General features: G+C 62.9%; 13 protein-coding genes. 6 read left to right on the top strand and 7 right to left on the bottom strand.

Features of this window, described 5'->3' with window-relative positions:
- Positions 1-59 precede the first annotated feature (59 nt).
- The 7 genes from AC07SZ_RS31685 to AC07SZ_RS31655 form a co-directional block, all read right to left on the bottom strand.
- Positions 60-509, bottom strand: coding sequence for a hypothetical protein (locus AC07SZ_RS31685; RefSeq protein ID WP_056569447.1), 450 nt, complete (start codon positions 507-509; stop codon positions 60-62).
- A 13-nt stretch (positions 510-522) separates the two neighbouring features.
- On the bottom strand, positions 523-1968 hold the full coding sequence (locus tag AC07SZ_RS31680; RefSeq protein ID WP_494917431.1) for a GMC oxidoreductase: 1446 nt from the start codon (positions 1966-1968) through the stop codon (positions 523-525).
- Between the two features lie 85 nt (positions 1969-2053).
- Positions 2054-3385, bottom strand: a complete 1332-nt coding sequence (locus AC07SZ_RS31675; RefSeq protein ID WP_494917430.1) for a UDP-glucose dehydrogenase family protein — start codon at positions 3383-3385, stop codon at positions 2054-2056.
- A gap of 49 nt (positions 3386-3434) precedes the next feature.
- Entirely contained in the window at positions 3435-4316 is an 882-nt protein-coding gene (gene exoK / locus AC07SZ_RS31670) for an endo-1,3-1,4-beta-glycanase ExoK (protein ID WP_172371097.1), read from the bottom strand.
- 148 nt (positions 4317-4464) lie between these two features.
- A complete protein-coding gene (locus AC07SZ_RS31665; RefSeq protein WP_494917429.1) occupies positions 4465-4863 on the bottom strand; it encodes a hypothetical protein in 399 nt (132 codons plus the stop codon).
- Positions 4864-5145: 282 nt separating this feature from the next.
- Positions 5146-6168, bottom strand: coding sequence for a glycosyltransferase family 2 protein (locus tag AC07SZ_RS31660; RefSeq protein WP_081295042.1), 1023 nt, complete (start codon positions 6166-6168; stop codon positions 5146-5148).
- A 65-nt stretch (positions 6169-6233) separates the two neighbouring features.
- Positions 6234-7364: a nucleotidyltransferase family protein gene (locus AC07SZ_RS31655; protein WP_056569436.1), complete on the bottom strand. Its 1131-nt coding sequence runs from the start codon at positions 7362-7364 to the stop codon at positions 6234-6236.
- Between the two features lie 521 nt (positions 7365-7885).
- Here AC07SZ_RS31655 and AC07SZ_RS31650 point away from each other — a divergent pair.
- The 6 genes from AC07SZ_RS31650 (at position 7886) to AC07SZ_RS31625 (ending at position 13793) form a co-directional block, all read left to right on the top strand.
- Positions 7886-8038 (top strand): lasso peptide, encoded by a 153-nt coding sequence (locus AC07SZ_RS31650; RefSeq protein WP_081295043.1) that lies wholly within the window; start codon positions 7886-7888, stop codon positions 8036-8038.
- 186 nt (positions 8039-8224) lie between these two features.
- Positions 8225-8473 carry a PqqD family protein gene (locus tag AC07SZ_RS31645; RefSeq protein WP_244494021.1) on the top strand — a complete coding sequence of 83 codons (249 nt, stop codon included), beginning with the start codon at positions 8225-8227 and terminating at the stop codon, positions 8471-8473.
- An 82-nt stretch (positions 8474-8555) separates the two neighbouring features.
- Positions 8556-8966 (top strand): lasso peptide biosynthesis B2 protein, encoded by a 411-nt coding sequence (locus tag AC07SZ_RS31640; protein WP_494917428.1) that lies wholly within the window; start codon positions 8556-8558, stop codon positions 8964-8966.
- On the top strand, positions 8963-10927 hold the full coding sequence (locus AC07SZ_RS31635; RefSeq protein ID WP_494917427.1) for a lasso peptide isopeptide bond-forming cyclase: 1965 nt from the start codon (positions 8963-8965) through the stop codon (positions 10925-10927). Before AC07SZ_RS31640 ends, AC07SZ_RS31635 begins: the two co-directional genes overlap by 4 nt.
- Positions 10924-11940 (top strand): phosphoenolpyruvate carboxykinase (ATP), encoded by a 1017-nt coding sequence (locus AC07SZ_RS31630; RefSeq protein ID WP_056569420.1) that lies wholly within the window; start codon positions 10924-10926, stop codon positions 11938-11940. Before AC07SZ_RS31635 ends, AC07SZ_RS31630 begins: the two co-directional genes overlap by 4 nt.
- 8 nt (positions 11941-11948) lie before the next feature.
- Positions 11949-13793, top strand: a complete 1845-nt coding sequence (locus tag AC07SZ_RS31625; protein WP_494917426.1) for an ABC transporter ATP-binding protein — start codon at positions 11949-11951, stop codon at positions 13791-13793.
- The last annotated feature ends 13 nt before the right edge of the window (positions 13794-13806 follow it).

Raw genomic sequence — 13806 nt, 5'->3', positions numbered from 1 at the left:
TCCTGGTCTTTTCGCGTTTCATTCTTGCGGCCCGATCAAGGGCCGCGTCGAAAGCCGCCTCAGGCATTCTGTGGCGGATCAAGCGTCGCGAACGGGTTGGTGCATGAGTGCCATCCGGTGAACCGGATCGGATCGTCGGGCGAACTGCGCCCGGCGTAGTCCGTCAGCATATGGAATTCTGCAACGAGCCAGCGATCGAAATGCCTGAGATCGCGCCGCTTGCGCCGCGGCAGCAGCCCGCGCGCGTGGCCGAGATTCGCCTTTTCAAGCAAGGTAACGGCATCGCCCAGCTTCTCGCTCGGGAATATCCAGGGATTCCGGTTGCGGAACTCCAGCACGAACTGCTGCAGATGCTCGATGCGCATGTTCAGCCTGCCGAGATATTTTTCCAGCGTGACCCGAACCAGATCCTCGTCCGAAAACGAGGAGACGGCTGCGTAGGCAACGCCCGTCGACGCAACTCCACCTGCCAGGATGGCCAGTGCCGAGCGCCGTGTGACTTCGATCATCAGCCCGCTCCTCTCACGCGATCCGGCTCGCCGCCCGCAGCGACAACGCCGCCGCGGTCAGGCTCGGGTTGGCGCAGGAGCAGCTTGGGTAGGTGCTGGTGCCGACGACAACCAGGTTTCTCAACCGGTGATGGATCATGTCGCTGTCGATGACCGAATCGGCCGGACCGGTGCCCATCCTGAGCGTGCCCTGCACATGCGATTCGGTTGGCCGGATGCCGCGGTCGAAAAGCCTTTCGACCGGCAGCGGGGCAAGCAGCCCGGGCAATTTGTCCAGCGCCCGGGCCATGCCCTTGATCGCGTAGTCCGACGGCGCCTTGAAGGAGACAAAGGCATTGTCGTCCTCGTCGAGGGTGACGAAGTTCTCGTCATCGAGCAGGTTCTCAGTGACCACGACAAGCGGCAGCGTCTGCCGCAGACGTCCCTTCTCGGCGCGCATCCCGTGCTGCCAGCGGTTCTCGAAATAGACCAGGGCCGCCGCGTGCTCGGACCGGTGCGGACCGTCATAGAGGCCGAAATTCAGGCCGGTGGTAATTGTGCTGCCGTCGAAATTGTCGACGCCGTCGAGATAGACCTCGAAATTCCAGCCATAGGATTCGTGCAGGCCGCGCCCGACGAATTCATCGCCCAGGCCGGAGCGCAGCATGATCGCGGCGCTCTGGATGGCATTGGCGCCGAGAATGAAGAGGTCGCCGCTGACCTGATATTGCTTGCCGTCATGGACGAAGGTGACCGAACGGACCGTACCGCCGACATGGTCGAGCCGCCGCACTTCCGCACCGAGGCAGACCGAAACGTCTGGATGCTCGAAGACGTGCATCAGGCCGTTATTGGCGGTGAATTTCGCGTCGACCGGGCACAGCCAGCAGCGTAGGTTGGCACAGCACGAGGTGCGTTGCGAGGTCGGGACCCGGGCACGGGCGGTCGGCATGACGAAGTGCTGGTCGGGCTGGGCCGCCTTCATCATCTTGTCCGGCGTCGACATGCGATGCGGTGGTTGCGGAAACGGTTTTGAGCGCGGCAGCATCGCTGCCATGTCGGGGTCGCCCGAGATCGACATGATCTCTTCGGCATCGCAGTAGAACGGCTCGACATCGTCATAGCCGATCGGCCAGTCATTGCCGATGCCGTAGGTGCTTTTCAGCCTGAAATCATTGGGATGGAACCGTGGCGTCTGCGCGAACCAGCAGTTGGTCCCGCCGCCCAGCCCGATCGTATAATTCCACGGCTTGTCGGCATTGTCGGTCTTGTAGGTCGCCTCGTCGTCGACGTCGGTGTTGGCGTTCTGGTCGAGCTGCCATTCATGCGTGTTGTGGCGGCCCCACTCCAGCACCAGGATGCGCGCCTTACGCCGCTTGGCGAACTCGTGCAGGAAGAAGGCCGAACCGAAGCCGGAACCGATCGCGACAAGATCGAAATGATCCCTGGTGATTTGCTCGGGCTTCACGTCCAGCACCATCAGCTACAACTCCGCACAGAAATACGCACCCATCGGGTCCTCGCGACCGTTCTTCGTGTCCGAGACCAGTCTCACCACTCCAGCCTCATGCCGCCATTCTGCCGATCGAGTGATATTCGATGCCATGGCGCGCCACGACCTTGGGATCATAGAGGTTGCGCCCGTCGAAGATCACCGGTGTGGCCAGCGCGTCCTTGAGCGCGTCGAAGGACGGCGCGCGGAAGCTCTTCCATTCGGTGGCGATGAGCAGCGCATCGGCGCCGCGCAGTGCCGCTTCCTTGGTGCCGCACAGCATCAGGTCGTCGCGCAGCCCGTAGATGGCCTGGCATTCCTGCATCGCCTCGGGATCATAGGCCTGCACGGTCGCACCGGCCTTCCACAGCGCCTCCATCAGGACGCGCGCCGGCGCCTCGCGCATGTCGTCGGTGTTGGGTTTGAAGGCCAGGCCCCACAGCGCGAAAGTCTTGCCCGCAAGATCACCCTTGAAGTAGCGGTTCACCTTGTCGAACAGGACGGATTTCTGGTCGTTGTTGCGCTCCTCTACGGCACGCAGCAGCTTGGCGTCGAATTTGACGCCTTCGGCGGTCTTGATCAGGGCGCGGACGTCCTTGGGAAAGCACGATCCGCCATAGCCGAGGCCCGGATAGATGAAGTGATAGCCGATGCGCGGGTCGCTGCCGATGCCCTTGCGCACCTCCTCGATGTCGGCTCCGAGCTGCTCGGCCAGATTGGCCATCTCGTTCATGAAGCTGATCTTGGTCGCCAGCATGCAGTTGGCGGCGTACTTCGTGAATTCGGCGCTGCGAACGTCCATCACGATCATCTTTTCGTGGTTTCGGTTGAAGGGCGCGTAGAGCTCGCGCATCACCGCCTCGGTGTCCTCGCTGGACGTGCCGACGATGATGCGGTCGGGCTTCATGCAGTCGGAAACGGCCGAGCCTTCCTTGAGGAATTCGGGATTGGAGGCAACGTCGAAGCTCAGGTCCTCGCGCCCTCTTGCCTTCAGCGTTTCGGCGATCCTGGCCTTTACCTTTTCACAGGTGCCGACCGGCACTGTCGACTTGCCGACGATGATCTTGGCGGTGTCCATCTCGCGGCCGATGGTCTCGGCGACCGCCAGCACATATTTCAGGTCGGCCGAACCATCCTCGCCGGGTGGCGTGCCGACCGCGATCATCTGGATTTCCCCATGCCTCACGGCGGCGGCGGCATCAGTGGTGAATTTGATGCGGCCGGCGGCGTGATTCTCCCTGACGATGCTTTCAAGGCCCGGCTCGAAGATCGGGACGAAGCCCTGGTTGAGCCGTTCCACCTTGTGTGCATCGATGTCGACGCACACAACCTGGTGGCCGACCTCGGCAAGCACCGCCGCCTGCACGAGGCCGACATAGCCAATTCCAAACACCGTCAAATTCATTCGATTTCGTTCCTGTGCAGGGCCGCGAACCGCTTTCGGTACGGCCGGTTCAATTCGACGTTCCCAGCTGTTTTATAGTGCATGCGAGCGATTCAGGAAATTGACAGGGTTCGCCGAGCGCGGTGAAGGCGACGCGTTCGACCTGCAGCGAAAGCTTGCGGCCCGGATCCGCGAACGCGCCCATCCAGCTTTTCATCGTGTCGCTGCCCCAAAAGCTGAAGAAAATCTTCTGCGCATGGCTGGGCAGCTTCGCCGGATCGGTGATGGTGTTGACCAGCTGGCCGTTCACGTACCAACGCAAACTGTCTTTCTCCCAGACGAAGGCGTAGTCGTTGAAGGCCTTGTCGGTGCCGCCGGGCACCTCGACCAGCTTCTCGTTCTTGCCCTTGCCGTCGATATAGGCGTTGACCTGCACCTTGGATGTGTCCTTGGTCAGGATCTCGAAGTCGATCTCGTCCCAAGGCTGCTTGTCGGACGGGCCGATATAGGAAAAGAAAGCCGCGTTCAGGCCGGGCCCGGTGTCGGTCTTCATCCGCGCCTCATAGGTGCCGTAGCCGAAGCGCTGCTTGGTCTGGATCTCGCCGCAGGCGAACTCGCGATCCTTCGTCTTCTGCTTCTCGAACCCCAGTGACAATACGCCGTCGGATACGCTGACCTGCCCCTTCGACCAGGTGCAATTCTGGTGACTGCCGTTCGTCCAGCCGTCGGAAACGTACCAGCGTTCTCGGTTGAAACTGGTGAAATCGTCGACGAAAGAGGGAGCCGTCTCGATATTCTGTGCACGGGCGGGAATTGCCGGGAGACTGGCAAGAGCGGCCAACAGCAGCGCCCCGGCCGGACCAAGCAGCCATAGGTCGGTCCGCCCGGCCTGGTGCGCGATGGCCGATGCGTCAATTGCAGTCGTGGATGTGGATTTCGAACCCGAATTCATACCAAACTCACCTTTGTGCTGTGTCCCCAACCCAAAGTCGACGTTTGAACCGCTTCCAAACGGGCCAACCTTGACCTCCTCATTGACCCTCCCGAATTACCTCTCCTGTCTTGCGTCGCATCCTTGCGGCAGTCCCCTGTCTCCGCGATCACGCTCGGCCGGCGCCGGCGGGCCTGGAGACATCGACGGCGGCCGAATCGGACGTCCCACCCTCGTCGAAGACCATATCCAGCGAATGACGGAGCTCCTTCATCATGCCGTTCTGGCGCGACAACGCCGCGATGCGACGCTCGCTGTTCAGGATCGACTCCGTCAGCGCGGTAACTTCGGATGAGCGCCTGCGCGAGGCAGAGCCGTTCTCCATGGCCTCGACAAGAAAGGCAGCGTTGGTGGCCGTCTTGCGGTAGCGGCTCTCCAGGCCGGTTTTCTCGGCTTCGATCTCGGCTGCAATCTGCTCGAAGAGCTTCGCCAGCCGGTCGAGCCGCGACACGTCGGCCTGCCGGTCGCGGGCAGGATCCCTTGATCTGAAGCCGAATATCGAGGCCATGGCTTAAATTCCTGTCATCGCCGGCTTGCGTGCCGGGCTGCTGGCCAATCCCCGCAACAGGGGCTGAAAAACTCGCACAGCATTGTCCTACTCCACTGAGGGAGAGACAGACCAATCCGATCGGGGGCCAGTTCGGTTGGTCGTCTATTTGCTGCACCGCAACATAGACTGCCATCGTCGGAGCCGTGAGGCAACCACCCAATTCGTAAACTCATAAATCCCGTGGAAATGGTTTGCGCGGCGACGTGTTGTCGCCGGGATAAAGCGAGCAGTCCCAGTGCCTTACCGTTCCTTGCCGGCGCTGGTTCCGGCCATCAGGAAACGCAACGGCGGCACCTGCCTTTGCCCGGAGGCAAGACCAACGCGACGAAACAGCGCCTCGAGCTTGTCGGAAGCCACGCCCTGGACGATCGGGACCAGGTTGGATTGGCTTGATAAGGCGTAGGCCGCGGCCGAAGCCAGCCCGCGCTCGGCCTTCACGTCGAGGAAGTTGCGCAGCCGGTATTTGTCGCGCACGTGCCGCTCGTGCCGCCGCAGCACCGCCTTGGAGCCTTCCGGCAAGCTGTCGATCGCCAACAGCGCCAGATCCGCATCGGCCAATCGCTTCAGGTCCTGCGTCTTGTGGCGGCCGCTGAGCGAATCGGCGCGCACGATGGCACCGTAGCCGCAGGAGCGGATGACCTTGAACCGCGCCCCGTGGGCGACCGCGCGGGCGTAAAGTTCGTAATCCTCGCCCAGCCGCAGGCTCTCATCGTAGCGCAATCGGTGCCGGTCGAGGAAGGCGCGGCTGATCACGGGTTTCAGGAAGCCAAGCTCGCCTCTTTGCACGCGGCGCCTGGAGATATTGCCTTCGACGAAGCGCTCGAAGTCGAGGAATTCCGGCTCGGCGGCAAAATCCGGGGCGACGATTTTCGTCGCGTCGCTGGTCGCGTCGTCCCTGATCAACATGATGTTGTCGGCCGCGAAATCCCAATCAGCGCCGGCAAACAGGTTGCGGAACCGGCCCTCGAGGAAGAAGTCGTCGGCATCCAGAATGCTGATGAACGGCGCCTTCGAGCCGGCGATCGCGGCATTGCGGGCGAAGGACGGGCCGCGATTGACGTCGAGGCGCATCACCGCAAGCCGGCCGCTGCCGTCGTCGGCGGAGCGGGCCACCTCGGCGGTGTTGTCGGTGGAACCGTCGTCGACGACGACGACCTCCGCCACTTCCGGTTCGCGCAACGCGGATGCGATGGCTACCGCGATCGTGCGTGCCGCGTTTTTGGCCGCGATGATCACGCAGACCTCGGATTTCGTCATCGACATGGGTTTTGCCTCTTGCACAGGTTTCGATCTGCCCTCGCCCTGTACGTATTCGATGCCTATCGCCATTACGGACTGGCCGGCCGTTCGAAGATGCGGCGGCTGATGTCCGCCGATGCCGCCCAGCCGGCTTCCGCCAGATAGCGGACGGGAGCCCGGCCGCACAATTCCCACAAAACGGTTCGCCGCTGCGGCCATCGCAGTGACGACAGCCATGGCGCGATGACCATGTTGAGCAGATCCTGGTTGCCGATGCGCGACAGGATCGGCTTGGCCCGCTCCGACAAGAGCGTATCGGTGCCGCCCAACAGCACGTCGGCGGCACGCAGGCCGAGCAGCAGCGTATCGTCCAGCCCCTGGCTCACCGCCGCATCGAGAACACGACGCTGATCGGCCTCGTCGAGACGGTTGGCGCTGGCCCTGATATCGCAGACATAGCCGGCGCAGGGCTCGCGGTTGAACAGGGCCTTGGCGACGCTGATGCAGGACAGCATCAGCGTGTCGGCGACCGACGTGAACGGCACTCCGGTGCCGGTGATCTCGACCAGCCGTTTGCGTCGCAGGAACCCGTCGGCATCGCGTGGACTGGGCGAGCCGGGCTGCTGGAGCCGATAGTGAAGGTCGACCGTGGAGGATTTCGACCCGCTTCCACGAATCATGTGCTGTTCGCCAAGGAAGCGAACCCACCAGACCGAGCGCGACTTGCCTGATACCTCGTAGCCGATCGAACGCAGCGCGTCGCGCGCCCTCGAGAACCCCGCAGGCGAAACCAGGATATCGACATCGCCCGAAGGCTTCATGAAATGGTCGTCGTAGAGCAGATGCTGCTGAAACGGGCCCTTCAGGAAGACGAAATCGATTTGCCTGTCGCGCAGCGCCTGGTGGATCGCCATCGAATCCATGAGGCAGGCGGCGTTCATCGAAACCGTCTGCCGGCGATAGGTGTCGAGCCATCGGAAAAGCTCAGCCGGCCTGTCGCCCGCGGGCGCGCGCGACAGCGCCTTCAGAACGAAGGTGGCGACTTTGTTCAGCCTGGCGATATCGGCGACGGCGGCAACGGAAAGGCCCGGCTGCGACAGATCGCCAGCCGAGGCCGCCGCGCCCGAGAAATACAACCGCAGACAGGCCTGCACATAGGCAATCTCGTCGGCGCAGTCGGCTGCGCGCAGTCGTTCATAGGAACTTTCCGGCAAGGCCATTGAGCGCATGGTCTCCAAAACGCGGTTTGCGCGACACGTATGCTGCAAGTGCGAAGCAAAGCATCCTCAAAAACCTCGGCTGCGTAAAGTCTTTCCTTTCGCAGTGCGAAATTTTGCAACCAGAGCGGTTGCCTAGCCTCCCGAAGACCGTGAAAGATACGATTGGAATTGCAACCGCCAGCGGGGCCTTGCGGTCGATCGTCACCGCGGGCCGGCTAATGGAAACATATCCTTATTTAGGGATGCCTAAAATATCATCAACCCCACCAACTTTTTATCATAACAAAATCAACGGTTTAAAGACTTGTCATCGCAGGAGGCGGATCATTCGAGCTTCAGTCAAAAAGAGGCGAAATTTTGAGCAGCCCACGCACACATGGTGACGCCCGCAACCCTTAATTGATTAACCAGAGGTAAATCAGGCTTGACTCATAAATGTTGCCATGCAGCTATTGCAACGCAGCATGAAAGTGCTGACGGCACTCGACAGGCCGTTTCCAGTCCTCATTTTGGAGAGTAAAATGGAACAGAATGTTGAAAAGCACGAGTACGAAACGCCAAGCCTGACGGTACATGGTTCCATTGAAACCATCACCCAGGGCGGTGGTGGCAGCACGGCAACCGACGCGTCGTTTCCCGCGCACACCCCAATCGGCGACCTGACGTTCTCCTGAGACCAACCTGATCCCGGAGGAGTGACGTTGGGCTTCCGGGATTCAAGACAATAAATGGAGCCGGGGATGAAAATCCCCGACTTTCCCTTTTGAACTGACGACGCGTGGACCGTGTGTTGCAAACGAGGTTTTGGGATGAACTGGAACCCATCTGAACACGATTGCGTAAGTGCCACCGGGGATGCCGTGGCTTGCGAATTTGGCGAAGGCCTCGCGCTTCTCAATCTCAAATCCAATATCTACTACAGCCTCAACGGCGTCGGCGCTTTTATCTGGGAGTTGATCCAGGAGCCGAAGTCGATCGCCGATATCCGCGGCGCCGTGCTTGCGCGCTACAATGTCGACGCCGAGCGCTGCAAGGCCGACGTCGACGCATTGCTGCAAGGCCTGACCGAAAACGGACTTGCGAGGCTGCAGCATGAGGCACTCGTCTAGGCAGGCTCCGCAAAAGGCCATGATCCCGCGGCAAAGACCTGCGACGGAACAAAGACCCAGGCGGACGCCCCGCCGGCGTAGTTTGGCCAGGGTTCTGTCGCTGAGCGGCTCCGAGGCCCTTTTTCTCTGCCACTGCCTGCTGGTTGTCGCCGCCATCCGGCTGGGGCTGACCTTGTTCTCCTACAACCGTGTTCGTGGCATGGTGACCCGGCTCAACGCGCGCCAGTGCGCCAGTATGGGCGAATTGCGGCTCGTCGCCTGGGGCGTCGGCGCAGCTGCACGGTTCGTGCCGCGTGCCACTTGCCTTACCCAGGCACTCTCGGGTCAATACATTCTCGCACGCCAGGGCAATGCCTCCAGCATCCGCATCGGCGTCGAACGCGGCACGGGCGAGCAATTGAAGGCGCATGCCTGGCTGGTCAGCGACAACCATGTCGTGCTTGGCGGCTCTGTCGATGGCTTCGCCCATCTGGTGGACCACGGCAGCCGATGAGCGGCGTGGCCGGAATCCTGCTGCGACAGGGACACGCGATTGCGGTCCGAGGACACACGATCGCGGGCCGGGAATTTGCGCCCGAGGACGCGGCGACCGATATCCAGCAGATGCTGGCACGCATGCGCCACCGCGGGCCGGACGGAAACTCGTGGTGGCTGGACGGCGGCATCGCGCTTGGCCACGCCTGGCTCAACACCACGGATGAGGCCGGTCCCGGCCCGCTCACCATGGCCGGCGGCAAGCTCGCCATCACCGCCGATTGCCGGCTGGACAATCGCGACGAGCTGATGGCGAGGCTGGGTGTGCGCGACAGATCGGTCGCTGACGCAGTACTGCTGATGCGGGCCTACCTGCGCTGGGGCGAATCCTGCCCCGTCCACCTGCAGGGCGATTTCGCCTTTGCCATCTGGGATGCCGAGCGGCGGCTGCTGTTTTGCGTGCGCGACCATTTCGGGGTCAAGCCATTCTACTACCACGCCGCGGACCGGCGTTTTGCCTTTGCCTCCGAGATCGGGCCGATGCTTGGCCTCGACGGGGTCGATGCGCGCATCAGCGAGCACCGCATTTCGGGATTCCTGGCTGGACTTCCCGACGACCCGCAATCCACCCCCTACAGCGATATCTTCAGCCTGCCGGCGCGTCACAGCCTCACCGTCACCGCGCAACATGTTATGCTGCGCCGATACTGGCAGATCGAGCCATCGACGCGGCCGCTGCGATCGGATGCGGCGGAGGAATTCGGCCATCTGTTCGCGCAATCGGTGCGCAACCGTATGCGCGGCAGTCAGTCGACCGGCGCGATGCTGAGCGGCGGCCTCGACTCCTCCTCCATCGCCTGTGTCGCCGGCCTGCAGAATGCCGCCGAGCGGAGACCCAGGTTGCCGACCTTCTCGCTGATTTTCGAGAAGGGCTCGCCAATGGATGAGCGGGCGTTCATCGATGCCGTGCTTGACCAGCAGAAAACCGATCCGACGCTGATCCCTGTTGGCAATTATGCACCCTTCGCCGAGTTCGAGCGGGTGCTGGAGGAGCAGGAAGGCACCTTCCTGGCGCCGGGCTTGACGCTCACCCGCGGCATATACAGGACCGCGGGAGCCAAGGGCGTGAAAGTGCTGCTCGACGGCCATGGCGGCGACGAGGTCGTTTCACAGGGCCATGGCCATCTGCACGAGCTTGCCAATGGCCGCAGGTGGCTGGACCTTTGGCGCGAGGTTCGCAGTGCCTCCAACACCTATGGCGACAGCACGCTCGGCCTCTATTTCCAGTTCCTGACCCTCTATGGGCCGGCATGGCGGATCGCCAGGCTGAGACAGCTGGCGAACCGGGCGCTGAACAGGATACGCAAGCCCGCGCGGATACAGCGCGGCCGCAGTTGGCGCGACCTGATCAATCCGGACCTGGCCAGGCGCACCGAGATCGTCGACCGTTTCCACCGGGCCGGATACATGCCGCCGGGCGTCCAGGCCAGCGACGCCTTGAGCCATCGCTGGATCCTGTTGAACGGCTATGTGCCCCACTCTTTCGAAGTGCTCGACAAGGCGGCCGCCAATTTCGGCATCGAGCCACGGTATCCCTTCTGGGACAAGCCGCTGGTCGAATTCTGCCTGGCGCTGCCGGGCGAGGAGAAACTCAGCCACGGCTTTGGCCGCCATGTGTTGCGCAGGGCGATGGAGGGCATCCTGCCGCCGGCGGTGCAGTGGCGGCGCGACAAGATCGATTTCACCGCCAATCTGGTCAATGGCATGGTGCGCAACCATCGCGACCTGCTGGAGCAGTTGCTGGTCTCGGACGCCGGGCGCATCGCGCCCTATGTCAACCTGCCACAGGTGAGCGCCGCATATGGTCGACTGATGCGCCAGCCGGATCGGGCGGCCCCTCTCGATGTCCAGTATGTCTGGCGTTCGGCCTCGCTGTCGCTCTGGCTGCGGCAGGTCCAGCACAGCGGGAGCCCCGCATGATGCCCCGTAACCAGCCGTTCGCCACCTGCCTTGGTGAGCATCCTCCCCATGACGAGATGATGAGGGAGCGACGTTACTACCGGGCCTATGGCCTGATCGTCGCATCCGACGTGGCGTTGCCCGAACTGCAGCCGGCGGAACCGGCGGCGCCGGATATCCTGATCGCCATCGGCATGATCGACATGCCGAAGCCTTCGGCCGAGACCGCGACGATCTTCCGCTTCGAGCCGGACCGGCAATATCTGGCGTGGCATGCCGTCGGCGCCTTCCTGATCAGCGGTTCCAACCGCATCGATATCGAGCCGGCGCCCGGCGTCGACGACGCGCTGCTTGCCTTCCCGCTGCTCGGGCCGGTGATGGCATTGTTGCTGCACCAGCGCGGCCTGCTCGTCCTGCATGCCAGCGCCATCGCGGTGGCTGGGAGGGGCGCCATCTTCATGGGCGACAAGGGCGCCGGCAAGTCGACGACGGCAAGCGCACTGATCCGCGCCGGGCATGATTTGCTTACCGATGATGTCGTGGCTATGGACCTGGCCAACCCGGTCGCGCCGATGATCGTTGCGGGCTTTCCCCAGATCAAGCTTGCCGCGGATGCCGCCGCCGCGATTTCGCTTGGCCAGGCGGAAGTGCGGCCGCAAGTGCATCCGGCGATCGGTAAGATGCAACATCGCCTGCACGGCGCCTTCTCCGGCGGCTTGGTGCCCGCGACCAGGATCTATGTCCTCGAGCGCGGCCAAAAGGCCGGGATCATGCCCTTGCCCGGTATCGCCGCCCTGCCGGCCATCATCAAATTCTCCTATGTGACGCGGTTCGGCCGCGCGGCGCTGTCCGGCGATTTCGCGGCGCTGCATTTTCGCCAATGTTCAGCAATCGCTAACCATGTCGGCGTGTTCCGGCTGGAAGTTCCGACCGGCCTCGACAGGATTGGCGAGGCGGTGGAGCTGATCGAAGCCGACCTTTCGGTTGGTAATTTAGCCGCCGGGGAGCCGGCGGCCGGCCATCGGCGGCGGTGAGGGCAATCATGTCGAAGTCCTCGGTCCTTCGCCTGTCGCTGTTTCGTGATGTCGCCGCGTTCGGGGCCGTTATTGCCCAGATCGGCGGGCGGCGGACCTGGACGGCGCTTCTGTTCCTCATCCTCGGCAGCCTGACGGAAGGCATCTCGATCCTGCTGCTTGTGCCGCTGCTGCACCTGGTCGGGCGCGCCGACCAGGATTTCGCGGTGCGGTTGCCGAACAACGATTTCGTGCGCTGGCTGGTGCCGGACGGAACGCTGCAGCTGACGACGGTGCTGTGCGCGCTGGTTGGACTCGTTGCCGTGCAGGCAGCATTCAACCGCTTCAAGTCGGTCTACATGGCCAGGCTTCTGTTCGATTTCATCAACCGCCTGCGCATGAACCTGTTCGAGAGCATCGGCAAGGCGCGCTGGGGCGTGTTCTCGCGCATGCGCAGCTCAGACCTCGACCATGCCCTGACCGGCGACATCGATCGCGTCCAGGGCGCCGCCTTCTCGCTGCTCATGCTGGTGCAGATCGCGGTGCTTTTGGTGGGCTATCTCGTGATCTCCATGTTCATTTCGCCGGTCATGACGGCGTTTGCGATCGGCATCGGCATCGTGATGTTCATAGCGCTGCAGCCGTTTCGCTCGCGCGCCACAGCCTTCGGACGTGTCCTGACCAGCAATCGCCAGGATCAGTACCGGACAGTCTCGGAATTCCTGGGCGGCATCAAGGTGGCCAAGAGCCTGAATGTCGAGGCCAGCTACTTCGCGCAGCTGCAGGCAACCCTGGAAAGGATGAAGGCCGACAACATCGACTATGTGCGCAACAGCTCGATCGGTACCGCCGTGTTCCAGGTGACGAGTGTCGTGGGCCTCAGCCTGTTCATCTACGTGGCGCTGGTCCGCTTCAACCTGTCGCTGGCCGAGATTGTCGTGCTGCTCCTGGTTTTCATGCGTATCGCGCCACGCTTCATGGATATGCAGACGCAGGCCCAGCAGGTGCTGATCAACCTGCCCGCCTATATGGCCATGCGCGGCCTGCAGGCACGCTTCGACGCCGAGCAAGAGCCGGGTCATGCCGACTTCGACGATGCCGAAAAACTGTCGCTCGACACCGGGCTGAACATTCGCGGCGTCTCGTTCGGCTACGATGACGGCGCCGGCAAGGCGGTGGTGAGCGACATCACCTTCGGGCTTCCGGCCGGCAAGGTCACCGCCCTGATCGGGCCTTCGGGATCAGGCAAGAGCACGATCGCCGACATGTTGCTTGGCCTGCTCGAGCCGACCACCGGCAAGATCCTGGTCGACGGTGTCGAGATCAATGCCGGCAATCGCCGGCGCTGGCGCGATCAGGTGGCCTATGTGCCGCAGGACGTGTTCCTGCTGCATGACACGATCGCGGCGAACTTGCGGCTTGCCGCGCCACAGGCCAGCGACGACGCGTTATGGACCGCGCTGCGCGCCGCACATGCGGGCGAGTTCGTCGAACAGCTCGCCCAGCGGCTCGAGACCGTGGTCGGCGACCGTGGCGCGCGCCTCTCGGGTGGCGAGCGCCAGCGCATTGCACTGGCGCGCGCGCTGCTGCGCAAGCCGTCGCTGCTCATCCTCGACGAGGCAACCAGCGCGCTCGATTGGCAGAACCAGGCGCTGATCGCCAAATCGATCGATGGATTGCGCGGCGCAATGACCATCCTGACCATAGCGCACCGGCCATCGATGATCGCCTTCGCCGATTGGGTGGTGGCAATGGAAGACGGCCGTGTGGTGGAGGTCGGACAGTATCAGCGGCTGAAGGCGAAGCCGGCGAGCCGACTGTCCAGGATGCTGTCGGGGGAACAATCGGAAACCGAACCCGCCAATGTGGCCTGAGGCTCGATCGAGG

The organism is Mesorhizobium sp. GW821-FHT07A06, assembly GCF_059419085.1.
Note: the sequence above shows the minus strand (reverse complement) of the source record. Positions and strands in the feature narration are given on the sequence as shown.

Coding starts and splice junctions, on each gene's coding strand:
- AC07SZ_RS31685 (WP_056569447.1), bottom strand. CDS start 509: ATGATCGAAGTCACACGGCGCTCGGCACTGGCCATCCTGGCAGGTGGA.
- AC07SZ_RS31680 (WP_494917431.1), bottom strand. CDS start 1,968: ATGGTGCTGGACGTGAAGCCCGAGCAAATCACCAGGGATCATTTCGAT.
- AC07SZ_RS31675 (WP_494917430.1), bottom strand. CDS start 3,385: ATGAATTTGACGGTGTTTGGAATTGGCTATGTCGGCCTCGTGCAGGCG.
- exoK (WP_172371097.1), bottom strand. CDS start 4,316: ATGAATTCGGGTTCGAAATCCACATCCACGACTGCAATTGACGCATCG.
- AC07SZ_RS31665 (WP_494917429.1), bottom strand. CDS start 4,863: ATGGCCTCGATATTCGGCTTCAGATCAAGGGATCCTGCCCGCGACCGG.
- AC07SZ_RS31660 (WP_081295042.1), bottom strand. CDS start 6,168: ATGTCGATGACGAAATCCGAGGTCTGCGTGATCATCGCGGCCAAAAAC.
- AC07SZ_RS31655 (WP_056569436.1), bottom strand. CDS start 7,364: ATGGCCTTGCCGGAAAGTTCCTATGAACGACTGCGCGCAGCCGACTGC.
- AC07SZ_RS31650 (WP_081295043.1), top strand. CDS start 7,886: ATGGAACAGAATGTTGAAAAGCACGAGTACGAAACGCCAAGCCTGACG.
- AC07SZ_RS31635 (WP_494917427.1), top strand. CDS start 8,963: ATGAGCGGCGTGGCCGGAATCCTGCTGCGACAGGGACACGCGATTGCG.
- AC07SZ_RS31630 (WP_056569420.1), top strand. CDS start 10,924: ATGATGCCCCGTAACCAGCCGTTCGCCACCTGCCTTGGTGAGCATCCT.
- AC07SZ_RS31625 (WP_494917426.1), top strand. CDS start 11,949: ATGTCGAAGTCCTCGGTCCTTCGCCTGTCGCTGTTTCGTGATGTCGCC.